The 26,944-nt window shown below is 63.4% G+C and carries 19 protein-coding genes; 14 read left to right on the top strand and 5 right to left on the bottom strand.

Translation table 11 applies throughout. From position 1 onward, the window contains the following. Positions 1–116 precede the first annotated feature (116 nt). The 4 genes from FIV42_RS30210 to FIV42_RS17490 all read left to right on the top strand — a co-directional run bounded on the left by FIV42_RS30210 (position 117) and on the right by FIV42_RS17490 (position 10,507). The gene (locus FIV42_RS30210) at positions 117–7,412 is read left to right on the top strand and encodes an OmpA family protein (RefSeq protein ID WP_168210731.1); all 7,296 of its coding nucleotides are present in this window, start codon (positions 117–119) and stop codon (positions 7,410–7,412) included. A 152-nt stretch (positions 7,413–7,564) separates the two neighbouring features. Beyond that, positions 7,565–9,298 (top strand): hypothetical protein, encoded by a 1,734-nt coding sequence (locus FIV42_RS30205; protein WP_168210730.1) that lies wholly within the window; start codon positions 7,565–7,567, stop codon positions 9,296–9,298. A 19-nt stretch (positions 9,299–9,317) separates the two neighbouring features. Then, the gene (locus tag FIV42_RS17495; RefSeq protein ID WP_168210729.1) at positions 9,318–10,217 is read left to right on the top strand and encodes a pseudouridine synthase; all 900 of its coding nucleotides are present in this window, start codon (positions 9,318–9,320) and stop codon (positions 10,215–10,217) included. 77 nt (positions 10,218–10,294) lie between these two features. Beyond that, complete coding sequence (locus FIV42_RS17490) at positions 10,295–10,507, top strand: dodecin (RefSeq protein WP_141198938.1); 213 nt, start codon at positions 10,295–10,297, stop codon at positions 10,505–10,507. A gap of 207 nt (positions 10,508–10,714) precedes the next feature. Here FIV42_RS17490 and FIV42_RS17485 read toward each other — a convergent pair whose 3' ends face one another. Further along, positions 10,715–11,779 carry a hypothetical protein gene (locus FIV42_RS17485; protein WP_141198937.1) on the bottom strand — a complete coding sequence of 355 codons (1,065 nt, stop codon included), beginning with the start codon at positions 11,777–11,779 and terminating at the stop codon, positions 10,715–10,717. Between the two features lie 170 nt (positions 11,780–11,949). On the opposite strand from FIV42_RS17485, the gene FIV42_RS17480 reads away from it, so the two are divergent. Beyond that, positions 11,950–12,750 carry a cobalamin-binding protein gene (locus FIV42_RS17480; protein ID WP_141198936.1) on the top strand — a complete coding sequence of 267 codons (801 nt, stop codon included), beginning with the start codon at positions 11,950–11,952 and terminating at the stop codon, positions 12,748–12,750. 169 nt (positions 12,751–12,919) lie between these two features. Here FIV42_RS17480 and FIV42_RS17475 read toward each other — a convergent pair whose 3' ends face one another. Beyond that, positions 12,920–13,498, bottom strand: a complete 579-nt coding sequence (locus tag FIV42_RS17475) for a hypothetical protein (RefSeq protein WP_141198935.1) — start codon at positions 13,496–13,498, stop codon at positions 12,920–12,922. An 83-nt stretch (positions 13,499–13,581) separates the two neighbouring features. Then, positions 13,582–14,568 carry a hypothetical protein gene (locus tag FIV42_RS17470; protein WP_141198934.1) on the bottom strand — a complete coding sequence of 329 codons (987 nt, stop codon included), beginning with the start codon at positions 14,566–14,568 and terminating at the stop codon, positions 13,582–13,584. A gap of 218 nt (positions 14,569–14,786) precedes the next feature. Between FIV42_RS17470 and FIV42_RS17465 the strand changes: the two genes are divergently transcribed. From FIV42_RS17465 to FIV42_RS17440, 6 genes are all read left to right on the top strand, one after another. After that, positions 14,787–15,584, top strand: coding sequence for a CDP-alcohol phosphatidyltransferase family protein (locus FIV42_RS17465; protein WP_141198933.1), 798 nt, complete (start codon positions 14,787–14,789; stop codon positions 15,582–15,584). Between the two features lie 318 nt (positions 15,585–15,902). Then, entirely contained in the window at positions 15,903–16,652 is a 750-nt protein-coding gene (locus FIV42_RS17460) for a phosphocholine cytidylyltransferase family protein (protein ID WP_141198932.1), read from the top strand. Between the two features lie 252 nt (positions 16,653–16,904). Continuing rightward, positions 16,905–17,312, top strand: coding sequence for a hypothetical protein (locus FIV42_RS17455; RefSeq protein WP_141198931.1), 408 nt, complete (start codon positions 16,905–16,907; stop codon positions 17,310–17,312). A 572-nt stretch (positions 17,313–17,884) separates the two neighbouring features. Next, positions 17,885–19,849 carry a glycyl radical enzyme family protein gene (locus FIV42_RS17450; protein ID WP_141198930.1) on the top strand — a complete coding sequence of 655 codons (1,965 nt, stop codon included), beginning with the start codon at positions 17,885–17,887 and terminating at the stop codon, positions 19,847–19,849. 366 nt (positions 19,850–20,215) lie between these two features. Then, the gene (locus FIV42_RS17445) at positions 20,216–21,295 is read left to right on the top strand and encodes an IS110 family RNA-guided transposase (protein WP_141198929.1); all 1,080 of its coding nucleotides are present in this window, start codon (positions 20,216–20,218) and stop codon (positions 21,293–21,295) included. Between the two features lie 496 nt (positions 21,296–21,791). After that, positions 21,792–22,685 carry a R2-like ligand-binding oxidase gene (locus FIV42_RS17440; protein ID WP_141198928.1) on the top strand — a complete coding sequence of 298 codons (894 nt, stop codon included), beginning with the start codon at positions 21,792–21,794 and terminating at the stop codon, positions 22,683–22,685. 72 nt (positions 22,686–22,757) lie between these two features. Here the strand turns inward: FIV42_RS17440 and FIV42_RS17435 are convergent, their stop codons facing one another. Then, a complete protein-coding gene (locus tag FIV42_RS17435; protein WP_141198927.1) occupies positions 22,758–23,030 on the bottom strand; it encodes a hypothetical protein in 273 nt (90 codons plus the stop codon). A 182-nt stretch (positions 23,031–23,212) separates the two neighbouring features. Then, positions 23,213–23,650, bottom strand: a complete 438-nt coding sequence (locus tag FIV42_RS17430) for a hypothetical protein (protein WP_141198926.1) — start codon at positions 23,648–23,650, stop codon at positions 23,213–23,215. Between the two features lie 362 nt (positions 23,651–24,012). Between FIV42_RS17430 and rho the strand changes: the two genes are divergently transcribed. The 3 genes from rho (at position 24,013) to FIV42_RS17415 (ending at position 26,885) form a co-directional block, all read left to right on the top strand. After that, complete coding sequence (gene rho / locus FIV42_RS17425) at positions 24,013–24,870, top strand: transcription termination factor Rho (RefSeq protein ID WP_168210728.1); 858 nt, start codon at positions 24,013–24,015, stop codon at positions 24,868–24,870. 268 nt (positions 24,871–25,138) lie between these two features. After that, on the top strand, positions 25,139–26,506 hold the full coding sequence (locus FIV42_RS17420) for an erythromycin esterase family protein (RefSeq protein WP_141198924.1): 1,368 nt from the start codon (positions 25,139–25,141) through the stop codon (positions 26,504–26,506). A gap of 43 nt (positions 26,507–26,549) precedes the next feature. After that, positions 26,550–26,885, top strand: coding sequence for a Rieske (2Fe-2S) protein (locus FIV42_RS17415; protein WP_141198923.1), 336 nt, complete (start codon positions 26,550–26,552; stop codon positions 26,883–26,885). Positions 26,886–26,944 lie beyond the last annotated feature (59 nt).

Here is a 26,944-nt window from a genome sequence, read left to right as displayed (position 1 = left end):
CCAACCCGCCTAAAGCGAAAAAATCATATCAAAAACAAAACTATTTACGGCACGTCGTTTGCTTGGTAGTGACACGCCACTTTTTTGTACCCCCTTCATTTGGGAGAAGCCAAACGATGCAGTACCGAAATTGGAAACACCCCCTGGCCTACGGGGCAATGCTAGCGGCGGGCGTGTGCCTGACGCTGCCCGCCTCGCCGGCGTTCGCCGAAGGCTCGGCCGAGCTGGGCAGCTCGCAAAATCTGCGGTCGACGTTGCTGCAGCTCGACATCGTCGATCCGACGACGGAATCGGTGACCTGGTCGGGCTCGGGAACGTTGACGGTGACCGACCCCAACGGCACGACCGTGGGCACGATTTCGAGCGGGGGAAGCCTCGCGTTGAGCGGGCACCCGGCCGGCGTCTACTCGTTGACGCTGTCTCAACAGCAGACCGGCAGCTGGGATATCGGCGTGACCGACGGCACGACGACCTACCTGGGCCGTCTGTTCACCAGCCGGTGGAACTTCGACGCGGGTAGCTTTTCGGCGTCGGCGGCGACCAACGCGAGCTTCTATGCGATCGTTCCGGGCGGCGAGCCCGGCAAGACCGCGGTGGTCGAGCTCAAACTCGACGGCCTGGCCGGCTATGTCTACGACATCACGGCCAACTCGAGCGGCGTCGACGGCGACCAGTCGGGCATCAGCGTGCCGTCGAGCAATAACAGCGTGACTCCCGAGTACCCGCTGTACCTGAACCCGCCGGCGGTGTCCGACTACGCCACCCTGACCCCGACGGTGTCGAACGTGTCGTTTTCGGGCACGACCGCGGGCAGCCAGGCGCAGTGCAACGCCATCGATCCGGGGGTGACCGAGGGGACGTTCACCTTCGACACCAACGTCGAGGGCGGCGTGCAGATGATCTGCGACATCAACGCCGACGGGACCTTCGACCCCTCGTCGAACGTCGACGTGACCGTGGCCGGCACCGTCCAGCCGGGGACCAACACCCTGACCTGGGACGGCACCGACAACGAGAGCAACCCGGTGCCCTACGGCACCTACGACTGCATCATCCGCATCGGCGTCGGCGAGTTCCACTACGTGGGCCGCGACATCGAGACGAGCTACGAGGGCATGCGCATGTACGTGCTCGACAGCTTGCTGAATCGCTCGCCGCTGACGATGTTCTGGAACGACGAGTTGCTGCAGGCCAGCGCCGTGGCGCTTCCCAACGGCGAGATCGGCGCCTACTCGGCGGGCCCCAACGGGGTCATCTCGGGCCCCTACGCCGACGCGGCGGTGCCGCATACGGAGACGACCAACGGAAACGCGCGCGCCTGGGGCGACTTCTCGGGTGCCGGCCGCGGCGACAACGCCCTGCTGGACACCTACGCGTTTGTGGAGTCGGTCTCGAGCGCGTCCATCTCGGTGGAGACCGGCGACAGCAGCGTCGACTCCGACGGCGACGGGCTGAGCGACCTGGCCGAGCGATGCACCACCGACAGCGACCCGAACAACCCGGACACCGACGGCGACGGCATCAGTGACTTCGTCGAGGCCGACGGCGGCAGCTGGGTCGACACCGACTCGGACGGCATCGTCGACGCGCGCGACACGGACACCGACGGCGACGGCATCCTCGACGCCGACGAAGGCTCGAACGATTCGGACAACGACTCGGTGGGCAACTGGCGAGACACCGACGCCGACGGCGACGGCATCCCGGATGCGACCGAAGGCCGCGTCGACTCCGACGGCGACCTGACCTACGACTACCTGGACACCGACTCGGACGGCGACGGCATCCCGGACGCGACCGAGGGCAATGTCGACACCGACGGTGACTCGACGCCCGACTACCTCGACCTGGACAGCGATGACGACACGCTGCCCGACGAAAACGAGGGCACGACCGACAGCGACGGCGACGGCGCGGCCGACTACGTCGACGCCGACTCGGATAACGACGGCATCTCGGACGCCATCGAAGGCTCGGGCGACACCGACCTCGACTCCATCCCCGACTACCTGGACACCGACTCGGACAACGACGGCATCCTCGACGCCGACGAAGGCACCGCCGACCCGGACAACGACGGGACGGGCAACTGGCGAGATTTCGACAGCGACGGCGACGGCCTGGGTGATGTGGACGAAGGCGACGTCGACTTCGACGGCGACGGCACGCCCGACTACCTGGACACCGACTCGGACGACGACGGGATCTCGGACGCCATCGAAGGCGACGTCGACACCGACGGCGACAATGCACCGAACTATCTGGACACCGACTCGGACGGCGACACGCTGCCCGATTCGGTCGAGGGCACCGTCGACTCCGATGGCGACTCGACCCCCGACTACCTCGATACCGATTCGGACAACGACGGCATCGACGACTCGGTCGAGGGCGCGGGCGACACCGACCTGGACACGACGCCCGACTACCTGGACAGCGACTCGGACAATGACGGCCTGAGCGACGCGGTCGAGGGGAGCTTCGACAGCGACGGCGACGGCAGCGCCGATTACGTCGACACCGACAGCGACGACGACGGCATCGACGATGCGGTCGAAGGCGACGTCGACACCGACGGCGACGGCACGCCCGACTACCTGGACGACGACAGCGACGACGACGGCCTGCTCGACTTCATCGAGGGCACTGTCGACAGCGACGGCGATTCGACCCCCGATTACCTCGACGCCGATTCGGACAACGACGGCATCTCGGATGCGATCGAAGGCAACGGCGATTCGGACGGTGATTCGACGCCCGACTACCTGGATTCGGATTCGGACGGCGACGGCATCGACGATGCGGTCGAAGGCAACGTCGACAGCGACGGCGACTCCACCCCCGACTACCTCGACGCCGACTCGGACAACGACGGCATCGACGATTCGGTCGAAGGCAACGTCGACTCCGACGGCGACTCCACCCCCGACTACCTCGACGCCGACTCGGACAACGACGGCATTGACGATTCGGTCGAAGGCAACGTCGACTCCGATGGCGACTCGACGCCCGACTACCTCGACACCGACAGCGACGGCGACGGCATCGACGACTCGGTCGAAGGCAACGTCGACTCCGATGGAGACTCGACGCCCGACTACCTCGACGCCGACTCGGACGACGACGGCATCGACGATTCGGTCGAAGGCAACGTCGACTCCGACGGCGACTCGACGCCAGATTATCTCGACACGGACTCGGACGACGACGGCATCGACGATGCGACCGAAGGCAACGTCGACTCCGATGGCGATTCGACTCCCGACTACTTAGATACCGACAGCGACGACGACGGCATCGACGACGCGGTCGAAGGCAACGTCGACAGCGACTCGGACGGCACGCCCGACTACCTCGACACCGACTCGGACGACGACGGCATCGACGACGCGGTCGAAGGTTCGGTCGACTCGGATGGTGACGGCACCCCCGACTACCTCGACGCCGACAGCGACAATGACGGCCTGGCCGACGCCGATGAAGGCACGAGCGACTCCGACTCGGACGGCACACCGGACTACTTGGACACCGACAGCGACAATGACGGCATCGACGACGCGGTCGAAGGTTCGGTCGACTCCGATGGTGACGGCACGCCCGACTACCTGGACGCCGACTCGGACGGCGACGGCATCGACGATGCGACGGAAGGCAACGTCGACTCGGACGGTGACGGCACGCCCGACTACCTCGACGCCGACAGCGACGACGACGGCATCTCGGATGCGGTCGAAGGTTCGGTCGACTCCGATGGCGACGGTACGCCCGACTACCTCGACGCCGACTCGGACGGCGACGGCATCTCGGATGCGGTCGAAGGTTCGGTCGACTCCGATGGTGACGGCACGCCCGACTACCTCGACACCGACTCCGACGGCGACGGCATCTCGGATGCGGTCGAAGGCGACGTCGACACCGATGGTGACGGCACGCCCGATTACCTCGACACCGACAGCGACGACGACGGACTCAGCGACGCCGACGAAGGCGACGTCGACAGCGATGGCGACGGCGCGGCCGACTACGTCGACACCGATTCGGACGACGATGGTTTGAGCGACGCGACCGAAGGTGACGTCGACAGCGACTCGGACGGCACGCCCGACTACCTGGATACCGACAGCGACGACGACGGCATCTCGGATGCGGTCGAAGGCGACGTCGACACCGACGGTGACGGCACGCCCGACTACCTCGACACCGACTCCGACGGCGACACGCTGCCCGACTCCAGCGAGGGAACCGTCGACACCGACGGTGACGGCACGCCCGACTATCTGGACACCGACTCCGACGGCGACGGCACGCCCGACGCCGACGAGGAGAGCGACGATACCGACGGCGACGGCATCCCCGACTACCGGGATCCCGACTCGGACGATGACGGCATCCTCGACTCGGTCGAGGGCAACGTCGACACCGACGGCGACGGCACGCCCGACTATCTGGACGACGACTCGGACAACGACGGCATCTCGGATGCGGTCGAAGGCGACGTCGACTCCGATGGTGACGGCACCGCCGACTATATCGACGCCGACTCCGACGACGACGGCATCTCCGACGAGACCGAAGGCGACGTCGACACCGACGGTGACGGCACGCCCGACTACCTCGACACCGACTCGGACGACGACGGCTTGACCGACGCCGACGAGGGTGACGTCGACTCTGATGGCGACGGCGAGGCCGATTACGTCGATAGCGATTCCGACAATGACGGTATCTCGGACGAGACCGAAGGCGACGTCGACACCGACGGTGACGGCACGCCCGACTACCTCGACGACGACAGCGACGGCGACGGCATCTCGGATGAGACCGAAGGCGACGTCGACACCGATGGTGACGGCACGCCCGACTACCTCGACGACGACTCGGACGGCGACGGACTCAGCGACGCCGACGAAGGCGACGTCGACACCGACGGCGACGGCACCGCCGATTACCTCGACGACGACTCGGACAACGACGGCATCGACGACTCGACCGAGGGCACCGTCGACACCGACGGTGACGGCACCCGCGACTTCCAAGACGTCGACAGTGACAACGACGGTGTCATCGACGCCGACGAAGGCACCGTCGATACCGACGGCGACGGACAGAGCGACTACGTCGACTCCGACAGCGACAACGACGGCATCGACGACGAGAACGAGGGCAGCAACGACACCGACGGTGACGGCACGCCCGACTACATCGACGAGGATAGCGACAACGACGGGCTGACCGACGCCGACGAGGACGAGCTTGGCACCGATCCGCAGAACCCGGACACCGACGGTGACGGCCTCATCGACACCGACGAGGTCAACGAGCACGAGACCGACCCGACCGTGGCCGACACCGACGGCGGCGGCGTGCCCGACGGCGAGGAGATCGACCGCCGCTCCGACCCGCTGTCCGACATCGACGACGAGCAGACCACCCTGCGCGGCGGAAGCCTCGCCTGCTCGAGCGCCTCGCCTTCGGGCCCGGCGCCGATGGGACTGGCCCTGCTGATGCTCTTCGGCCTGAGCGCGCTGTGGCGCCGCGGCCGTAAGCTCGGCTCGAAGCTCGGCGTCCTGTTGGGCGCCGGCGCGGCCCTGATGGTGGTCGACGTGGCCCCGGCCCAGGCGCAGATGGGCGCGAACCTCGACACGGACTACCAGGTCGAGCACTTCGAGCCGCTGCCCGTGCAGGCCCACAGCATCTACAACGTCGCCACCAGCGACGTGCTCGGTCACCTGCGCCCGTCGGCAGGATTCTTCCTGCACTTCGTCGACGACCCCATCCGGCTCGACACCGAGTCGGGCACGACCCGCGCCAAGCTGCTCGACTCGCAGCTCAAAGCCGAATTGAGCGGCGCCATCGGCCTGTACGACCTGGGTGAAATCGGCCTGGTCGTGCCGATGGTCGCCTACCAGAGCGACGACAACGTCGCCCAATACGGGCTGAGCGGGGTCGACAGCTTCGCGCTCGCCGATATGCGCGTGGTGCCCAAGCTGCGTTTTCCGAAACGCTTCTACGGGTTCGGCGCGGCGCTGATGGCGTCGGTCTACCTGCCCGTGGGCGACACCGACAGCTTCAACTCCGACGGCGAGTTTCGCGTCGAGCCGCGCCTCGTGGTCGACTGGAAGCACGCCATGGGGATGCTCGTCAGCGCCAACGTGGGCTGGCAGGCGCGCGAAGAGGCCTACACGGGCAGCTACGCCGCCGGCGACATCGTGCGCTGGGGCGTGGGCATCGAAGGCCCGGCCTTCCTCGACGGGCTGAAGGCGCGCGCCAGCGCCTTCGGCAACATCAACCTGGCCGACGCGCGCAACCCCTTCGACGCCGGCGACAGCACCGACAACGAGAACGCCAACTCCGCCGAGTTGCTCGCCGGCGTCTCCTACGCCCTGCCCCAGGACCTGGCGGTCTCGCTCGGCGCGGGCACCGGCCTGAGCGCCGGGGTCGGCTCGCCGGCCTACCGGTTGTTCACCGCCATCGGGTGGCGTCCCGTCAATCGTGACGCCGACAGCGACGGCATCGAGGACGCCGACGATCAGTGCTCGGATATCGCCGAAGACATCGACGGATTCCAAGATGCCGACGGCTGCCCCGACCGCGACAACGACGGCGACCGCATCGATGACGTCGATGACCAGTGCCCGAACAAGGCCGAGGACTACAACGACATCGACGACAAGGATGGCTGCCCCGACGCCGGCGCCGACCGTGACGAAGACGGCATCGCCAACGCCGACGACCAGTGCCCGAACAAGGCCGAGGACGTCGACGAATTCGAAGACGAAGACGGCTGCCCCGACGTCGACAACGACGGCGACAAGCTCGCCGACGCCGACGACCAGTGTCCCAATGAAGCCGAAGACGTCGACGAATTCGAAGACGCCGACGGCTGCCCCGACAACGACAACGACGGCGACCGCATCGCCGACGCCGACGACCAGTGCCCCAACCAGGCCGAGGTGGTCAACGGCTTCGAGGATGAGGACGGCTGCCCCGACGAGGGCGAGTCGAAGGTCAAGGTGACCGAAGAGAAGATCAACATCATGGAGAAGATCTACTTCGACACCAACCGCGCCACCATCCGTGAGCGAAGCCACCGCATCCTCGACGAGATCGTGACGGTGCTTCGCACCCATCCCGAGATCGCCAAGGTGCGCGTCGAGGGTCACACCGACAGCAAGGGCAGCGACGCGCATAACCTCGAGTTGTCGCAGAAGCGCGCCGACGCTGTGGTGGGCTACCTGGTCGAAAAAGGCATCGACGCCTCGCGCCTCGAGGCCAAGGGCTACGGTGAGACGAAGCCGATCGCGGACAACGGCACGGCCGAAGGCCGCGAGAAGAACCGCCGCGTGACGTTCACCATTCTGGAGGGCGAGGAGGAGGCAAAGGTCGAGACCGAAGACGTCGAGACCAAGTAGGCCCTCCCTCCCCAGCTCCTGACCCGCCTCTCCGCAACGGGGGCGTCGCATCCAGCGGCGCCCCCGTTTGCTTGCAGCGCGTGTGGCGATCTGCCACAATCCGAGTCGTTCTTCACAAAATGAATGGCGATTCACCCCAGGCGGTACGGATCATGCGGCAGACGGCCAAGCTCCTTTCGATCTTCTTGTTGTCCCTCTCGGTGGCCACCTCGGCGTGCAGCGACGACGAGACCGGCGGCGCCAATAACACCACCAACAACAGCCTGGCCGACGTCGCGCCTGACTCGGGTGGAGCCGACGTCGGCGTCGACGCCTCAGACACCGGCGACGACGTCACCGACGCCGAGGACGACACCGAGGACGACACCGGCGCCGACTCGGACAACGACGGCTATCCCGACGACCAGGATGCCTTCCCCGAGGATCCGAACGAGTGGTCCGACACCGACGGCGACGGCACCGGCGACAACTCCGATGCGTGCCCGGCCAACCCCAACGGGCAGGTCGACTCGGATTCGGACGGCACCTGCGACGCCGAGGACGCCTTCCCCGATGACCCGAGCGAGCAGCTCGACACCGACGGCGACGGCACCGGCAACAACGCCGATGACGACGACGACGGCGACGGCCTGAGTGACGCCGAGGAGCTCGACTGGGGCACCGACTGCCTGCGCAGCAACCCGTTGGCGGCCGACACCGACGGCGACGGGGTCGACGACCCCGACGATCCCTACCCCTTCGAGCCGTTTCCGGAGTTCGTGCTGCGCCAGAACGACCAGCAGACGATCGACCTCTTTTTGAGCAACCGCGACGGCACGTTCCAAGCCCCCGCCCAGATCGGCGCGCCGATCACCCACGCGGGGAACACGTTGGCCTACGGGCTCTTCTCGATCGGCGACTTCGACGCCAACGGCGAGATCGATTTCATCGCCCACTCGAGCCGGCTCACCGACGGCAACCCGACGCGAAACTTCTACTTCTTCTGGCGCGACAGCAAAGCCGACGAGTTCCAGCAGGCCCATATCGGCACCACCGACGAGCCCATTTACGGCACGGTCATGGACGCCAACGGCGACCACAAATTCGACGTGGTGCGCTTCGAGTACGACAAGCCCAACTACATCAGCGGCGGGCGCATCATCGTGTACTTGAACAACGACGGGAACGCCTTCAGTTCGTGCGTGGTCGGTGACGACCCCAACGACGGATGCTTCTTCGTGCGCATGCCGCCGATCGACATCACCTCGACGGTCGACGGAGAGTGGGTGGCGCGCTTGGCCGGCCAGGCGGTCAACTTGAACCCGAACACCGACGACCACGATGACCTGACGCTGATCACGTATTCGTCGGGCGGAAACGCCGCCACCCAGGTCTACACGCTGTTCGGCAACGGCGACGGCACCTTCGGCCAGCCGCAGGTGCAGTTCACCCACAACCAGAGCGCCAGCCAAGCCCCGGCCAACTCGACGCTCTTCGCCGACGTCAACAACGACGGCACCGGAGACGTGGTGCTCGGCTTCGACGACGACGGCAAGCCCGGCGAGGCGTGGACCTACTTCGGAGACGGCACCGGCGGATTCGACACCTCGTCGATCACGGCCGTCGACCTCAACCCCACCGATGCCGACGAGACCAATGGCTCCGAGAGCCTCGGGCGCACCGGCTCGGGCCGCATCTTCGACATCGACTTCGACGGAAACGTCGATTTGCTGGTGGGTTACGAGCACCAAAATTACGGCGACCCGGGTCAGACGCGCCTTTACATGGGCAACGGGGACGGTACCTTCGGGCCGTCGCACTCGGTCATCGGACCGGTGTCACAGCACGCGCACCGCTTCGCGATTCCGCAGCGGTTGTGCCCTTCGTTTCAATTCGTCACGCCCTAACCCCGCAGCAGCTCGCTCTATGCCAGCACCCAAGCGCCTCGATAAGTACCTCGCCGACGCCACGAGCCTGTCGCGCAGCGACATCAACGCGGCGTGGGACGCCGGGCGCATCGAGGTGCGCCCCGACCTGGGCGACTCGTCCGCGGCAACATGGGAGCCGTGGCCCGACGACTACGAATTGTGGAGCCTGATCTTCGACGACGACGTCGTCTTGCTCGACGGCGAGGTCGTCGAGCCGAGCCCGGCGCGCCACTACTTTGCGCTGCACAAGCCCGAGGGGATTTTGACCACCACGAGCGACCCGCACGGGCGCGAGTGCCTCGAGCCGTGGCTCGACGAGTTGCCCGACACGGTCTTCCCGGTCGGCCGCCTCGACCGGCCCACCACCGGCTTTTTGCTGATGACCGACGACGGCGACCTGTGCTTTTGCCTGCTGCGCAAGCGCTTCGGGGTCGAAAAGGAGTACCACCTGACCGTCGAGGGCCCGGTCGCCGACGACGATGAGCGCCTGGCCAGATTGGAAGCGGGGATCGACATCGGCGACCGCAAGCCGCCGGCCACCGCGCTTCGCGCCGAGGTGGTCGAAAGCGGCGCCGAGCAGAGCTTGTTGTCGGTGGTCGTCGACGAGGGGCGCCACCGCATGGTGCGGCGCATGGCGCGTCGCGCCGAGTTTCGCCTGCAGCACCTGCACCGCCCACGCATCGGGCCGGTCACCATGGACCGGCAAGACGAGCCGCTCGAGGCCGGCGAATACCGGCGGCTGAGCGACGCCGAGGTCGACGCGATGTGGCAAGCCTGCGGCGGGCGCGAAGCCGCGCGCAAACGTCGCATCGCAGCGCTCGGGCGCCAGGCCCAAAAGTGGCGCGACCAAGACCGGCCCCACCCACGTCTGGAGGCTTGGTTGAGCGACAACGGTTGATGTCGCTCGAAGCGATACTAGATTTCCGCGTGCCCCACCGAAAAAAGGTAACGTCAGCCAACACGCGGGAGAAAAGCATGACGAAAGATCATACTTATAAAGTCGTCACCCTCGTCGGTTCCTCGCAAGAGAGCGTCGACGACGCCATCAAACAAGCCGTCAAACAGGCCAACGAATCGGTGCGTCACCTGCGCTGGTTCGAGGTCGACGAGATCCGCGGCCACATCGATAACGGCGAGGTCGCCCACTACCAGGTCAAAGTCGACATCGGCTTTACGATCGAGGAATAGCCTGCAGACTTGAAATAGCTTGCAGACTTGAAGGGCGTCGCAAAGTAGCAGCCCCTATGTCCTTAAATGCTTATGTAGCGGGCGTTGCAACCCTGAAGGCGTTCATTTCGCATTCGACGCGCCTCGGTGGTTGCTCCCTCTTCTACATAAGCAATTAAGGACATAGGGGCTGCGTTATTTTACATGGTGCTGATTCGCAACGGCGGCTTACCGCGTCGCCTGACACCGCCCCTGCACGCACGCTACGGCGTTCGTAGGCGGCTCGGCGCAGTCGACCATCGTGCAGGTCTCGGCCCAGTCGCGCCCACACTGCGTGCGCGCGGCGAAGGCGTCCGCGATACCCATCTCGCCGATGCCCTCGGCGTTGACCGCAAAACCACCACAGCAATCGTAAATCGGCGAGTAGAGCGAGCAGTCGTCGTCCGAGCTGCAGGTGTTGTAATTCTGAGCGATCTCTTCGAACCGAAGCACGATATCGTCGCAGGTCGCCTCCACGCAGTAGCCGTACTCGTTCGAGTCGGGCCAAGTCACGCACAGGCCGTCGTCTCCCGGACACCCCTCTTCCAACGAGCAGTCGCGCGCCCGACAAAAGTCGCCGTCGGGGTCACAGATGCACTGTTGGTCGGGCTCTTGAAAGCGGCCCGGCGGAGGCGAAGGACAGGCGCCCATCGTGGCCAGCTCGCTCTCTTTGATGCAACTCGGCACGCGACTGCCGCAGTGATACGAGATGCACGGATCTGCTCCACACGAGCCACCCTCCGACTCGCGACACTCGCAAATCTGACAGCCGTTCTCGTCGGTCTTGTACCCGTTGAAGCAATCGAGAGCGCACTGGAACGGCTCGCACTGCGGCGGCTCCTCTTCTTCGCACTCACAGATCTCACACCCGTTCTGGTCGGTCTTGAAGCCGTTCTCGCAGAACAGCGTGCAGCTCACCGGCTCGCACTGCGGCGGCTCTTCCTCTTTACACGCACAGATCTCGCACCCGTTCTCGTCAGTCTTGAAGCCGTTCGGACAGGCGATCTCACAGGTCACCGGCTCGCACTGAGCCTGGCCGTCGCAGGCCTGACCGGAGTCGTCGACCTCGACGCCGTAGCACTGCGCCATCGCCGCACACTCGTACTCCACCCCGTCGACGCCGCACACGCTCGCCTCACTCGGCCCGCAGCGCCGCTCGGCCAAGCACTCACGCTCGTAGTCTTGGTTCAGATCGATACAGCCGCTCACGAATAGCAGCACCAAACAGATGGGGATCCAGATCGCTCGTCGCATGACTTTCCAGCTCGCTCGGGTTACACACACGAATGCAGACACTATGTACGATTTTCACAAGTCATGCCAACTTTTCGAGCGGGCGTAGCGGGCATTAAGGACGCATGTCGCCCCCGAGCTTTGTCGAAAAGTCGACGCACTTTCAGAAAACTGAGCCTCAGGGAACACCGATGAACCTGCATATTCGCGACTTCCCCGAACGTATCGTCTGCCTCGTCGAAGAGCCCACCGAGATCTTGTACGAGCTCGGCGAAGAAGACCGCATCGTGGGCATCAGCGCCTACACCGTGCGCCCCGAGCGCGCCAAAGACGAGAAACCGGTCGTCTCGGCGTTTATCGGCGGCAGCGTCGACAAAATCTGCGCACTCGAGCCCGACCTGATCATCGGGTTTTCGGATATCCAGGGAGAGCTGGCCAAGAAGCTCATCGAAGCGAACCAGCAGGTGCTCATCTTCAACCAGCGCACCATCCAGGACATCCTCGACGTGATCGTCTCCATCGGCCGGATTGTGGGGAAGGAAGAGCGCGCCAAGGAGCTCGCGCGCGGCTATATCGAGCGGCTCGAGGCGGCCAAGGCGCGCACTGACGCCCAGGCGCACCGCCCGCCGGTGTACTTCGAGGAGTGGCCCGACCCGCAGATCTCGGCCATTCGATGGGTCAGCCAGCTCGTCGAGCTGGCCGGCGGGCGCGACATCTTCTCGGAGAAGTCACACGGCAAGGGCGCCAAGGAGCGCTACGTCGACCACGCCGGGGTCATCGAGCACGCCCCGGAGGCGATCATCGCCTCGTGGTGCGGCAAGCCGGTCGATTGTGATTCGATTCGCAATCGGGAGGGGTACGAGACAGTGCCCGCGGTCCAAAACGACGAGATCTACGAGCTCGACCCGTCGATCATCCTGCAGCCGGGCCCGGCCGCGCTGACCGACGGCCTCGACGCGCTGGAGGCGATCATCCGGCCGTTGGCCGAATGAGCAGCGAAAAATCCGAATGAGCAGCGAAAAAGTTAAAAAGCGAAAAAGCAAAAGAGCGACGTCCCCAAGAACGCGCTCTTTCGCCTTTTGCTTTTTACTCTTTCGCTCTTTTACTTCTTTGCTCTTTTACTTCTTTGCTCTTTTGCTTCTTTGCTCGCCCCACCGCAGTTCAGGTGGGCATGGAGCTCCACGAGGTGATCGCCTCTTCGACCTTGTGCATCTCTTGGCCGTCCCACTTCCACAGGTGCTGGGCGCCGCGTCCGGCGCCGTCGGCCAGCGCAAAGCCCTCTTCGTGCACCCAGTACTCGGCGCCCTCGAGCTCGTCGAGCTCCCACTCCGAGTGCAGGTCCTGGTGCCAGACACTCCAAAACTCGTAGTGCCTGTCGAAGTCGTCGTCGTGGGCTTTGTCCGGGTCGCTCAGCCAGGCGCGCCACTCGCTGTTGAGGATGCAGAAGACGTGCTCGGTGTCCTGCTGGAGCAGCTCTTGGCCGGCGACGGCGCCGGCGAGGTCGGTGATGAACAAGAAGACACGCTCGTGGAGCGGGCGCTCCTCGAGGGCGGGCTCGAAGTGCTCGAACACATCGCCGCTCTGGACGAAGTCGAGGAATTGGAGCAGCACGCCCCCGGAGACGCGCCGCTTCCAGTTATCCAGCGCGTCGAGGTCGTGGCCGTTGGGGATCTCGAGATCCCCGCGATGTTCGAGGGCGAATTTGCGAAGCTCTTTGAGCCAGATGATAGCGTCTTCCATGGTGTCACACCGTCGCACAAAACCAATGTCAGACGCCTGTGTAGTCGCCGACCGCCGCGGGCGTCAACGCTGAGAGTGCGAGTTTAGCGGCGCGACAAAAACAACTCGTCGCCCATGCGCTTCTCACAATAGCTGCGCAGTCCGGTGCCTTCGGGGACCGCCTCGCGACAGAAGGTGGGCACCTGGCGCACCTCGAACGAGCCGGCGACTTCACGAAGCAGGCTCGAGTGGCCGGAGTGGCCGTTGGTCGCCTCGGCCGCCACGCCTACGCCCACGATCTCGGCGAGCGTCTCCCAACGCCCTTCGTGGAGCCGCTCGTGACAGCCGCGGTCGACGTAGTGGCGAACCGCGCGTTGCACGCCATCCCAGGCGACCGGCGAGGGCCCCTGGGCCATCTGCTGGGCCAAGTGATAGCGCACCCAGATGTCGGTCTGTTGGACCTCACACGAGTCGGGCATGAGCATGCGCGACAGGAGCTGCAGGTGGCGGATCTGCTCGATGTCGTTTTGATGACCGCGCCAGGTCAGCGCGCGGGCCAAGCGGTGGACAAGTTGGCCGTCGACGACGCCCAGCCGATCGACCGCCTGCTCCAGAAAGGCGATGTGCTCGTCGGGACCGGCTACCGCCTCGAGAGCGTCGGCCTTTTTGACCGCCAGCTCCGGGGTCAGCCCGACGGACTCGATGGCGGCGCTCGTCTCGGCGAGGATGACCTCGGTGGGCTCACCGCGCGCTTCCATGCAGTCGAGATGGCGCAGCCAATGCGCTTCGTTCCAATCGTGAGCCGGCGTGTCGAGGCGACAGGTATAGTCGAGCGCAGCGCGATGGCTGGCATCGGCCTGGCTGGCCTCGGCGAGTTCGGGCGGCCCATTGTCCTCCTCGAAGCCGTGGCTCACCGCGCCGACATCGGCCGCACGCTGCGCATGAGCCTGCAGCGCCGGGCACCGGGAGCGTTCGTCGCCCCCGTCGGCGCTCCAGATCACGCCGATCAGTCCGCCCACGGCAAAGACGCCGAACGCAAAGACCAGAAGGTTGATGGGTTCTGAAAGAACTGTGCGAGGAGTGATCGCCATGGCCGCCTCCGCTGTTTGATCCGCCACTACAAATATAAGACGCGCGCTCCGACTGTGTATTCCTTTTGTTCGAAGGGCCCGGCTGCGCCGCCCACAGGCCCCGTCGCGGCGCGCACGGCTAAATACGACGCGCCACAAGTTTCCAATTGCGCCCGGGCAATGCTATCTTCGCGGCGAACAACGGGGACTTACGCCGTCACGACTCCAACTATCCGTTCATGACCACGACCGAATCCGACACCACCCGAGACGAGCCGCGCGGAATGCTCGGCGAGATCGCGCGTATCTACCGCGACTCGCGCAAAGAGCAGGACATCTTCTGGAATGTCTACGTCGCCCGCCCCTTGGCGGCCGTGCTGCTCTACTTCTTGCGACGCACCGCCCTGACACCCAATCAGGTGACCTTTCTGGGCGCGGTGGCCTTCTTGGGGGTCGCTGCCGCACTCATCTTGATGCGCGACTGGACGGGCATGCTCGTCGCCGCTGCCATCCTGCAGTTCGCCTACATCCTCGACTGCGCCGACGGCCAACTCGCCCGGCTCAAGTCGATGACCAGCGAGGTGGGCGCCTACCTCGACTTTCTGATCGACGAGGTCAAAGCCCTCATTTTGGTGGGCGCGTTCAGCGTGCGCCTGTGGCTCGTCCACGACGAGCTGGTCTGGCTGCTGGTCGGACTGGGTGGCATGGCGCTGGTGTCCATCGCCACCTCGCTGACCAACTTCGTGCGCCGTCCCGAGTACGCCGGCCGCGACATCAAACCGGGCGAGTCGGCGCGCCGAAAGTCGGGGGCGCCCAAAGGTTTGATGCCCAAAGCGTTGTGGCTGGTGCAAAGCTTCGCCTCGTGGCTGGTCCACTACCCGTCGTGGTTTGTGTACCTGGCTTTGCTCGACGGGCTCGACGGGTTCGATGGATCGGCCTGGTTCATGTACCTGTTTTTGGGCGTGTACGCGCTGTACGCGGGCAAGACGGGGTTGGGGGTGTTGGTTAAGTTGGGGAGGCCGGGGTTTTATAAGTAGCAACGTGGTTGCTTTTTGGCGCCCCCCCATCCGCCTCGCGCTAAACTGCGCGCTCGGCACCTTCCCCAAGGGGAAGGGATGCTGTTGCGAGTTGGCGAAGCGTAGCTTCTCGGGGCCCCCCATCCGCCTCGCGCTAAACTGCGCGCTCGGCACCTTCCCCAAGGGGAAGGGATGCTCTTGCGAGAAGCTACGTGATTCAGGCGCGCTAAGGCAGCCCTTCCCCCGGGGGAAGGTGCCCGTAGCGGAGCGAAGGGCGGATGGGGGGCGCCAGAAAGCAAGACATTGCAAGATTGAAGCACCCGAAAGGACGAACTACCCATGAAAGCCATCATCATCGCCGCCGGCCTCGGCAGCCGCCTCGAGCACTACACCGACGAGCGCCCCAAGTGCATGGTCGACATCGGCGGACGCTCCATCTTGAGCTACCAGCTCGAGGCGTTCGCCAAGAACGACATCGACGACATCCACATCGTGCGCGGCTACCTAGCCGACAAGCTCGTCGTCGACGGGGCGACCTACCACGAGAACAGCGACTACCAGTCGAACAATATCTTGTTGTCGCTCTTCTGTGCGGCTTCGGCGATGGACGGGCCGTTCGTGTCGACTTACTCGGACATCGTCTACACGCCTCAGGTCGTCGAGCAGGCGGTCCACAGCCCTCACGACATCGCGCTGGTGGTCGACCGCCAATGGCACTTGGCCTACGAGGGACGCGAAGATCACCCGCCCGAGCAGGCCGAGTTGGCCGAGGTCGACGGCGAGCGCGTTCTGCGCGTGGGCAAGCAGGTCGGCCCCGAGAACGCCGTCGGCGAGTTTATCGGACTGGCACGCTACACCGCCGAGGGCGCGCGCCAACTCCGCGAAGTCTACGCCGACGTGCGCGCCAAGTATGGCGATGACGAGCCCTTCCAGGCGGCGGCCAAGTTTCGCAAGGCCTACCTGACCGATCTCTTCTGCGAGCTCATCGACCGCGGCGTCGACGTCGGGTGGGTGCCCATCGACGGCGGATGGCGCGAGATCGACACTGTTGAGGACCTGCACCGGGTGCGAGACGAGTGGGCCGGTTGATTTTGGCCTATGCGGCTTATGTTTCAGATGAGATTTGGGGGCCTTGCAGCAGACGAGCTCCAGCTATTAGGGGCGCCTGAACGGCGGCGCAAACTACAATTTGTGGGTCGCGTACATGCACCACATCAGCCGCATTGACATGACCCCCAAATTGCAGTTCCGCGAGGGCGTCGTTCGCCCTCGCCCCTAATAGCTGGCGCCACGACACCTGCATGGCCATCTCATTTGAATACTAAAACGAGAGGTACAGCCATGCCCGGAGCATACCACCGACTCAAGTCGAATTACGACATCTCGACCAACGAAGGATTTGCTCGCCTGAGCCGCATGGCCGGGCGTGATTACGAGTGGCCGCCTCCTAACAGCGGCAACGTCAACGAAGACATCATGCTCGACGCCGTCTACGGCGGCGCTGCCGACCCGAGCGTGCCCCAGGAGTACGTCGTCTACAGCGTCGACTGGCTCGACGAGCACCCGGAAGACGTCGAGGAGCTCCCCGAGGTCGAGCGCGTCTCCGGCGAGCCTCAAGAGGACTTCACCCGCTATCTCGACGAGAATTTCGAGGGCTGGGTCTACCACCGTGAGCGCGGCGAAGTGTACGTGCTCAAAGAGGAAGGCGACGAGGGTCGCGCACAACAAAAAACACGCCGGCGTCGCTAACACCACAAATCTAAAATTTCACAAAATTAACGCTCGGGCGATCACGTGATCGCCCGAGCGCTCTGCCCCCTCGAGCTCGGCTCTCTGAGGGGGCGGGTTTTCTCTGATCCAGCTATGATGCGGCTGTGCGCGGTGTTGCATTTTCGGCGCCCACGCGATACTGAACATACGTTCAAAAACGACACTCGAAAATCTGGCCTTTCTAAACCTCCGCAATTATTCGGTTTTCGTTGTTCTTGACCTCGGATGCGAAAAAATTAGTTTACAAATCAGACACACTAGATATAGTGGGTCGCGGATCGCAAACACCCCAACATGTTGTGGTTCTGGGTTGCACTTCTCGAGCTCAGACCGGGGCCGATCCGTCTCTTTTGTTAATTGTTAATTCGGTTTCTCGACGGGAAATAACCGCAGTCCGGCGGGAGTCGATCTAGGCCTGCCTTGGGTCTTCGCTCGTCTCAATCTCGACGGTCGCACGCCGACCGCGGACGGAGACCAAGGAAGGCTAGATGGAGTCTTCTTCCGACCGGTTAGTTCCGGAGGGGAACCCTTCGCAACGCAAGGATGCGAACATGATCATTGATGTTGAAAAATGGGGGACTTTTTCACTCGACGAGCGCTTCCTAGACGAATACCGGGAGCGTCCGGTCAAGTGGGGGTTTGGTGACCTTTCGTGGGCGACCTACAAACGCACCTACAGCCGTGACGGCGAAGACTGGTGGCAAACTTGCCAGCGCGTCATCGAGGGAATGTTTACCGTCCAGCGCGTTCATTGCATGGAGCGCGGCCTCCCCTGGGACGAAGAGAAGGCGCACCGGTTTGCCTGCAAGGCATACGATCGCCTGTTTCACTTTAAATGGACCCCGCCCGGCCGCGGCCTGTGGATGATGGGCTCGGACTACGTGTACGAGCGCGGCGGCGCGGCACTGAACAACTGCGGTTTCATCTCCACCAAGGAGATCGACCGCAACTTCGCGCGCCCCTTCTCGTGGATGTTCGGCATGTCGATGCTCGGGGTGGGCGTGGGCTTCGACACCAAGGGCGCCGGCAAGCGCGAGATCGTCAAGCCCGAGGTGAGCAACGAGAACTTCGTCATCCCCGACAGCCGTGAAGGCTGGGCGGCGGCGCTGACCAAGCTCCTCAACGCCTACGTGGGCGAAGACACCTTGCCGCGTGAGTGGGACTTCTCGCAGATCCGTCCCAAGGGCGCGCCGATCAAGTCGTTTGGCGGCGTGGCCAGCGGCCCGGCTCCCCTCGAGAAGATGCTCGAAACCCTCGAGAATCTGTTCGACGGCTATGTCGGCAAGAAGGTCGACTCGAAGCTCATCGTCGACACGATGAATATCACCGGCCGCTGCGTGGTCTCGGGTGGTGTGCGCCGCACCGCGCAAATCGCCTTCGGCGCCCCCGACGACACCGAATTCCTCGACCTGAAAATGGATCCCGAGAAGGTGTCCGCGTGGCGTTGGGCGTCGAACAACTCCATCGCCGCCGAAGTCGGCATGGACTACTCCGAAGTGGCCAAGCGTACCGGCAAAAACGGCGAGCCGGGCTACCTTTGGCTGGAGAACGCACGCGCCTTCGGCCGCATGAAGGACGAGGCGAACTGGAAGGACGAGCACGCCGAGGGCTCCAACCCCTGTGTCGAGCAGACGCTTTGGGACAAAGAGCTTTGCTGCCTGGTCGAGACCTACCCGACGCACCACGACAGCATCGACGACTACAAAGAGACGCTGCGCGTGGCCTACCAGTACGCCAAGACGGTCACCCTGATTCAGACTCACGATCCGGGCACCAACGCCGTCATGCTGCGCAACCGACGCATCGGATGTTCGATGACCGGCATCGTCCAGGCGATCAACAAGCACGGCTACCGTGAGTTCTTCAACTGGTGCGACGAGGGCTATCAGTACATCCAGTACCTCGACAAGAAGTACTCCGACTGGCTGTGCATCCCGCGCTCCATCAAGACGACCTCGGTCAAGCCGTCCGGCACCGTCAGCCTGCTCGCCGGCTCGACCCCGGGCGTGCACTGGGATCACGCGCCCTATTATATCCGACGCATCCGCGTCCAAGAGGGCCACGAGCTTCTCGACATGTGCGAGAAGGCCGGCTACCACATCGAGGAGGACCATTACTCGGACAACACGATGGTCATCTCCTTCCCGATCAAGGTCAACTCGCTCGACCGACGCAAGAACGAGGTCAGCCTGCGTGAGAAGGTCGACCTGGCCGCCCAGGTCCAGCACTACTGGGCCGACAACCAGGTCAGCTGCACCGCCGAGTTCGATCCGGACACCGAGGCCGAAGAGATCCCTCGCATCCTGGCGGCCTACGAGACGCGGCTCAAAGGCATCAGCTTCCTGCCGATGCGTGACCACGGCTACAAGCAGCCTCCGTACGAGGCGATCACCGAGGAGGAGTACCACGAGATGATGAAGGGCATCACTCCCCTCAAGCAGCACAACGGCAACACCCTGCACCACGACCAGGAAGACAAGTTCTGCGACGGTGAGGCTTGCTCGGTCGACTTCTAAGCTCGACTGATTGCTGAAGCTTTAAGAGTCCCGGTTGCGAACGCAGCCGGGGCTTTTTTGGTTTGAGGCCCCTCGGTTGCTGGAGGACTGCTATTTGGGGCGAGGGCTGGAAAGTGCCCTCGCGGAACTACAATTTGGGGGTCGTTTCAATGCGGCTCATGTGGTGCATCGAAGCTACCCTCAAATTGTAGTTCCGCGCCGCAGTTCAGGCGCCTCAAATAGGCGCCCCAAATGTCATGCTGTGCACTGACGAGAGACGACAGCAGCGAGCGCGACTTGAAATGAAAGTGGGTCATCCCCTGAAATTGAAGTTGGAACGTGGTCCGCACGAGGCGGCCACCAGATTTCACTCCAGGAGGATGACCCATGCGAAACTATAAGATCGACAACGATGTGATTGCAACGACGCGCAAACTGTGGATGGGAATCGACGCCCACAAGCGCACGCTGCATGTGACAGTCATCGACGATGACGGTGAGATGGTGCTCTCGGAGTCGCTGCCCCACGCCAAGGAGCATGTGGTCGGGCTGGTTCGTCGTCTCGAAGACGCCGATATCGTTGCTGTGTATGAAGCAGGCCCCACTGGCTACAAGCTCTTGAAATGGCTCGAAGAGCTCGGCTGTGATGCGTTTATGGTTCCGCCGACACATGTGCGCCAGAAGAAGGGCGGAAAGAAGATCAAGACCGACGAGCGCGACAGCTACGATTTGGCCGAGCAGGCTCGTGCTGGCATGCTTCCGGCCGTTCACGCGCTCGACGAGGATACGTACTGCGAGCGGCAGGTAGTGCGTACCCGGGGCCAGCTGGTCGAACACCGCAGCCAGCTCAAGGCTCAGCTCAAGTCGCTGCTGCTGTTTCACGGCGTCTCGGCGCCGGACGATTTGAAGGCCAACTGGTCGAAGCGATTCATGCGCTGGCTCGAGGAGGGGCCGACCGGTGACGAGAATCTCGACCTGGCGATTGAGGCGCTGGTGGGCGTCATCTACAGCTTCGACAAGCAGATTAAACGGCTCGAGGGGCGACTTCGCCAGATGGAAGAGAGCCAAAAATGGGCCGATGAAGCCGAGTTGTTGCGCAGCGTGCCGGGGATTGGCGCGCTGACCACGATGCTCCTTTTGCTCGAGCTCGGTGACGTGAGTCGTTTCGATCGCTGCGAGGAGTTTTCGAGCTGGCTTGGGCTTGTGCCAGGCGAGTGGTCCAGTGGAGATGGGCAAAACAAGGGCTCAATCACGCGAGCGGGCAATAAACGAGCGCGCTCAGCCCTGGTCGAGTCGAGCTGGACGCTGATCGGCAAAGACGCCGGGATGCGGGCAGTCTATGAGCGCATCAAAGCCAAGAGTGGCGCCGGTGTGGCGATCGTGGCGGTGGCGCGAAGGCTCGCGCTGGCGATACGTGCAATGCTTCGAGACCAAAAAAAGTACGAGTACAACCCGATAACAGCCTAAAGAGAATCACCATCTGCTGAGTAGATCAACCGTTTGAACAAGCACTTGTAGATGAACCAAACGACAGAAATGGCAGCTTTGAGGTAGCGGGCATTGGCCATGCTCGCGAGGGACGACCGCGGCCTGCTATTCGTGCAGCCACAGGACTCACGCCCTCAAATGGCGGCGTCCCACATACCGTAAAAGACACAGGGTGCTAGGCGTCCATTGCGACGACCACGTATAGGAAAGAGAGCATGTCCTCGCTAACCGCGAGCCGCCACCAAATCGATTGCGAATCCGCAAGCTGCAAGGAGATCAATTCGACCGATTTTGCCAATCAGGGGACTTGATCATACACATAGGAATAGCTGGCGTGACTCAACTGCAAGGCGCTCACCCCGAACTTATTCCAACGCGTGTTGGAATAGCCAAGAATCTGTGGCATAACGTACCCAGTCGCAACAAATCGAAGCCGTCGAACCTCATTCACTCCTCCTCAATATGGAGCAGACTCATGAGCACCGAGCGTAACTTCCAGACGACGAGCCCCGCTGGCCTCAACCACAACCTGCCGCCGATGAGGCTGTGGGCGAAGGCCAAGAAGCTGGGTACGTGGGACCCGCAGGACATCGACTTCAGCCAAGACATCGAGGATTGGAAGCAGATGAACGACCTCGAGCGCGAGGTCATCTTGCACCTGACCGCGCAGTTTCTGGCCGGAGAGGAGTCGGTCACCCTCGACCTGCTGCCGCTGATCATGACCGTGGCCAAGGAGGGACGGCTCGAAGAGGAGATGTACCTGACCTCCTTTCTGTTCGAGGAGGCGAAGCACGTCGAGGTCTTCCGTCGTTTTCTCGACGAGGTCGCCGAAGAGCGCACCGACTTGAGCCGGTTCCACGGCGGCAACTACAAAGCGATCTTCGAGCAGGCGCTCCCCAGCGCGCTCAACCGACTCTACGAGGACAACTCGCCGGAGGCGCAGGCCGAAGCGTCGGTCACCTACAACATGATCGTCGAAGGGGTGCTCGCCGAGACGGGCTACTACGCGTTTCACCACATGCTCGAAGAGAACGACCTGATGCCCGGCATGCGCGAGGTCGCCGGCCTGCTCAAGCAGGACGAGTCGCGCCACCTGGCCTTCGGGGTCTACTTTTTGTCGCGGTTGGTCGCCGAACACGGCGAAGGGGTCTGGCAGACCATCGAGAGCCGCATGACGATGATGCTCCCGCTGGCGTTGGGCATGATTGAAGATACGTTTGCGCCGTACGACGAGCTGCCGTTTGGCCTCGAACAGCAACTCTTCGTCGACTACGCCACCAATCAGTTCCAGAAGCGATACGCGCGCATTATGAAGGCGCGCGAGCAGTCGCTCGAAGACATTTTGGGCGAGCCGGCCCCGGCGCAATAAGAGCAGTAAGACGAGTGGCGTGGGGCGAGGGGCCCGTATCTTGGCGGCCTCGCGCCCCGCGCTTCTTGGCGCTCAACCCACCGGCGTGTTGACGATCCGGGCGAGCCACGAGATCAGCCCGAGGATGCCGAAAAGAACCAGAAAGAGGGTAAATAACAAAGCACTGGGCCCTTCGGTAAAGATCGTCAGGCGAGCCACGAGGCTCGCGGCGGCCAAGCCGAAAAAGATCAACGCCCAGGTCAGCAACAGCGGACGGTTACGCGACTCGAAGTCACGCGTACTCACGTCCATGCGCTCCAAACCCGGTATCTTGCGAAGATACGGGAAATTTCTGGTGGTCTCCATATCTTCCTCCTTTGACAGCGTCGCCTCATCGCACGCTCCGCATCGACAAACGCGGATAGAAAGTGCGGGCGCGGGTTGGAAGATAACCACGAGGCGTCTCGCTCAAGGCAAACGCAACGAGCCCGCCACGTAAACGCCGTGGCGGGCCCGATGGTTCTACTCACCGAATTGTGTTGGCCGAGTCAGCCAGCCAGCTCGATGTGGGGTCGATAGTAGACCTCGCGGATCACCTCGACGGTGCGCTCGAGGAATTTGCGAAGCGCGTCGACCGGCACCTCTTCGATCGGCTCTTCGATCTGACCGTAGTTGTTGATCGGGCCGTTCTTGATGGTGAAGCCTTCGAGGCTCTCGACAAACTTGTTGGCCTCGTCGCGCTGCTCGTCGGTGATGTCTTTGCTCGGGTGATGTTTGATGTGCAGGAACACCTCACCGCGGGTGTTCAAATCCATCACTGCGTAGCGCAGCGAGCCGTAGCGGACGTTGAAACCGCCTGCCTTACCACCACCGACGTTGAAGTCGCAGCCCAAGTCACGGGCGGCCATGATGACGTCGGTCATCGCCTGGCGGCGTTCCGGGCCGCCTTTTCGTTCTGCTTTTTCGAGTACGTCGAGAGTGTCCAAAGTGCGCCTCCTCGTAAAGCCCAAATAATTGTCGCGTAAGGCTACCTTACCGAGGCAAGGAATTCAATACGCGTGAAAAGAACATCCCGGATAAGAACAAGAAAGGGTGGAAAAGAATTCCAACCTGTGTCAAACTACACCGTGTTGGGGCGTTTAGCCCGGCCCAAGAAGGGCCCTCGCCCCCGCCTTTAGGTGTTATCCGTCAGGATTGCTCCCCCCCGTGAAATCCTTATTCAAGGCAACAATGCTCTGAGAGAAGCATTCAGAGCGGTTTCACCTCACAAGACGCGAGTCGTATGGGAAGACGAGGAAAGCGCAGGCGCGGACGCTCACGCGGACGTGGACGAGACAAACTGCAACGATTGGCTGATCGGTTGTCGGATTACACGCCGATCCAGCCCGACGAGCGCATCAAGCTCGAGACCGGCCCCGATGAAATCACCGGCCGGCTCATCGATCTGATCGCGCCGCTGGGCAAAGGCCAACGTGTGTTGGTAACCAGCCCCCCCAAAGCCGGTAAGACGACGATCTTGCAGAAGATCTCGCAATCGGTGCGCGAGAACTACCCGGATATCCACCAGGTAGCGCTGCTGATCGACGAGCGGCCCGAGGAAGCGACCGACTTTCGGCGCAATATCCCGGCCAAGGTCGAGGCGAGCACCACCGACCGCTCGCCGCGCGACCATATCAAGCTGGCCGAGAAGGTGTTCCGCCGCGCGCTGCAGAAGCTTTTGGACGGCCAAGACGTGCTGCTGCTGCTCGATTCGATCACGCGGCTGGCGCGCGCCTACAACCATACGGCCAGCGGCTCGGGGCGCACCCTGTCGGGCGGAATCACCGCCGGCGCGCTCGATCGACCCCGCCAGTTGTTTGGCGCGGCGCGCAACCTGGAGGAAGGCGGAAGCCTGACGATCGTGGCCACCGCGCTGATCGACACCGGCAGCCGCATGGACGACGTGATCTTCCACGAGTTCAAGGGCACCGGTAACTCCGAGCTCGTCCTCGACCGGGAGCTGGCCAACCGACGCCTGTACCCGGCGGTCGACCTGGGCGCCTCGGGCACCCGACGCGAGCTCAAGCTTCTGAGCGAGGTCGAAGGCCACCGCGTCCCCCACCTGCGCCGGCGCATCGCCGACATGGGCAAGCAGGACTCGCTCAAATGGTTGCTCGAGCGCCTCGATCGCACCCATAACAACCTCGAGCTGCTCGGCTCTATCTGAGTTTGTTAGAGGCGAAGGCTGAGTTTGTGAGAGGCGAAGGCCTTGCGAAGTAGCAGCCCCTTCTACTCGAGCAATTAAGGATTTTGGGGTTGCGAGTTGTGACATGGTTCCGATTCGCTGCCCCTAAGTCCTTAATTGCCCATGTTGAAAGCGCCTCGATCTCTGCAAGGCCTCGTCTGCCTGACAGCCTCTGGGCGCGTGCTTATCTCTTAACACGAGAGCACGCGCCCGAAGGTTTCGTTTTCCAACGAATCAGGCAGCTTTGGCCATGACACTCAGCGACCCGCTCGAACACCTCATCACCCAGACCGCCCACCCCTTTCGCGGCTCGCCGCGCAACCTGGACCCGTTGGTCGAGCAAGCGGCCGACCGACGCTTCGTCTTGTTGGGCGAAGCCAGCCACGGCACCCACGAGTTCTATCGGGTGCGCGCCGAGCTCACCAAACGCCTGATCGAAGAGCACGGATTTTCGGCGGTGCTGGTCGAAGCCGACTGGCCCGACGCTTACCGAGTCAACCGCTACGTGCAGCACGCCCGCCAAGAGCCCGACGCCTCCGAGGCGCTCGGCGACTTCGAGCGTTACCCGCGCTGGATGTGGCGTAACGAGGACGTCGTCGAGCTCGTCGAATGGATGCGCGTGCGCAATCGCGACCACGCCCCGGCCGACCGCGCCGGCTTCTACGGCTTCGACTTGTACAGCCTGCACCGGTCGATGAACGCGGTCATTGACTACCTCGACGAGCACAATCCCGACGCAGCCCGGCGTGCGCGCGAACGCTACGCCTGCTTCGACCACTTCGGACCCGACGCCCAGGCCTACGGCTATACGGCCGGTCGCCGCGGCGCCGAGACGTGCGAAGACGAGGTTGTCGAGCAACTCGTCGAGCTCGAGCAAAACCGCGCCCAGCTCCTGGCCGACAAGATGCGCGCTCACGACGGCACGACGGCCGAGGAGGAGTTCTTCTTCGCCGAGCAGAACGCCCGCGTGGCCAAAAACGCCGAAGAGTATTACCGCTCGATGTACTACGGACGCGCGTCGACCTGGAACCTGCGCGACCAGCACATGGCCGAGACGGCGTCGTCCCTGCTCGATCACCTGCAGAAGCAGGGAAGCACCAGCAAGGCCATTATCTGGGCGCACAACTCGCACCTGGGCGACGCGCGGGCTACGGCGATGTCGCGGCGAGGCGAGCACAACGTGGGTCAGCTGCTGCGCCAGCGCTTCGGCGACCAGGTGCTCAACGTCGGCTTTACCACCTACGAGGGCGCGGTGACCGCCTCGTCGAACTGGGGCAGCCACGCCGAGTACAAGCGCGTGCGCCCCGGGCTCGCCGAAAGCTTCGAAGCCTTGTTCCACAGGGCCGGTCCGAGCTATTTTCTGCTCGACCTGCACGCCGACGCCGAGCTAGACGAGGCGCTGGCCGAGCCGCGCCTGGAGCGCGCCATCGGGGTCATCTACCGCCCGGAGACCGAGCGAGTCAGCCATTACTTCGACGCTCGCCTCTCCGAGCAGTTCGACTGGGTGATTCACATGGACGTGACCAGCGCCGTCGTGCCGCTCGACCCGTCCACGCTGTGGCAAGACGCCGCGCGCGGAGGAGTCGACATGCCCGAGACGTACCCCTTTGGACTGTGATCCCCTTTGGACTTTAATCGCGACTCTTTCTTAGGAAGTATCGATGTCAAGCACGCGCGACGAGTTGCTAGAGGCCGGCTTTGAAGAGGTGTGCCGGCTCGACGAGATCCCACAGATGATGCCGCGCAAGGTCCAGACCGGTGGGCGCAGCGTGCTGCTGTGCAAGGACAAAGGTGAGGTCTACGCAGTCGACGAGATCTGCCCGCACAAAGACAAGTCGATGGCCTATGGAGTCGTCCATCACGGCAAGATCACGTGTCCCCACCACCAGTATGATTTCGAGTTGGCCACCGGCCGATGCAACCGGCGTAAGTGCGCGCCGGTGATGACCTATTCGGTCGAAGTGATCGACGAGTCGGTGTTCGTCAAAGTGGGGTAAAGCTCCACTTTTCTCGAATTTTCTGACATCTCGTGGAATTGTTTTCGTCGCTCCTTCTG

It is taken from the genome of Persicimonas caeni (assembly GCF_006517175.1).
Classification (GTDB): domain Bacteria; phylum Myxococcota_A; class Bradymonadia; order Bradymonadales; family Bradymonadaceae; genus Persicimonas; species Persicimonas caeni.
The sequence above is the reverse complement of the archived record's forward strand: the minus strand, read 5'-3'. Positions and strand labels throughout refer to the sequence as shown.

Excerpts from the sequence above, each read along its gene's own strand:
- FIV42_RS17435 (WP_141198927.1), bottom strand. The coding sequence starts at position 23,030 with ATGGAGACCACCAGAAATTTCCCGTATCTTCGCAAGATACCGGGTTTG.
- FIV42_RS17465 (WP_141198933.1), top strand. The coding sequence starts at position 14,787 with ATGACCACGACCGAATCCGACACCACCCGAGACGAGCCGCGCGGAATG.
- FIV42_RS30210 (WP_168210731.1), top strand. The coding sequence starts at position 117 with ATGCAGTACCGAAATTGGAAACACCCCCTGGCCTACGGGGCAATGCTA.
- FIV42_RS17470 (WP_141198934.1), bottom strand. The coding sequence starts at position 14,568 with ATGGCGATCACTCCTCGCACAGTTCTTTCAGAACCCATCAACCTTCTG.
- FIV42_RS17495 (WP_168210729.1), top strand. The coding sequence starts at position 9,318 with ATGCCAGCACCCAAGCGCCTCGATAAGTACCTCGCCGACGCCACGAGC.
- FIV42_RS17490 (WP_141198938.1), top strand. The coding sequence starts at position 10,295 with ATGACGAAAGATCATACTTATAAAGTCGTCACCCTCGTCGGTTCCTCG.
- FIV42_RS17480 (WP_141198936.1), top strand. The coding sequence starts at position 11,950 with ATGAACCTGCATATTCGCGACTTCCCCGAACGTATCGTCTGCCTCGTC.
- FIV42_RS30205 (WP_168210730.1), top strand. The coding sequence starts at position 7,565 with ATGCGGCAGACGGCCAAGCTCCTTTCGATCTTCTTGTTGTCCCTCTCG.
- FIV42_RS17455 (WP_141198931.1), top strand. The coding sequence starts at position 16,905 with ATGCCCGGAGCATACCACCGACTCAAGTCGAATTACGACATCTCGACC.
- FIV42_RS17475 (WP_141198935.1), bottom strand. The coding sequence starts at position 13,498 with ATGGAAGACGCTATCATCTGGCTCAAAGAGCTTCGCAAATTCGCCCTC.
- FIV42_RS17450 (WP_141198930.1), top strand. The coding sequence starts at position 17,885 with ATGATCATTGATGTTGAAAAATGGGGGACTTTTTCACTCGACGAGCGC.
- FIV42_RS17420 (WP_141198924.1), top strand. The coding sequence starts at position 25,139 with ATGACACTCAGCGACCCGCTCGAACACCTCATCACCCAGACCGCCCAC.
- FIV42_RS17460 (WP_141198932.1), top strand. The coding sequence starts at position 15,903 with ATGAAAGCCATCATCATCGCCGCCGGCCTCGGCAGCCGCCTCGAGCAC.
- FIV42_RS17440 (WP_141198928.1), top strand. The coding sequence starts at position 21,792 with ATGAGCACCGAGCGTAACTTCCAGACGACGAGCCCCGCTGGCCTCAAC.
- FIV42_RS17485 (WP_141198937.1), bottom strand. The coding sequence starts at position 11,779 with ATGCGACGAGCGATCTGGATCCCCATCTGTTTGGTGCTGCTATTCGTG.
- FIV42_RS17445 (WP_141198929.1), top strand. The coding sequence starts at position 20,216 with ATGCGAAACTATAAGATCGACAACGATGTGATTGCAACGACGCGCAAA.
- FIV42_RS17415 (WP_141198923.1), top strand. The coding sequence starts at position 26,550 with ATGTCAAGCACGCGCGACGAGTTGCTAGAGGCCGGCTTTGAAGAGGTG.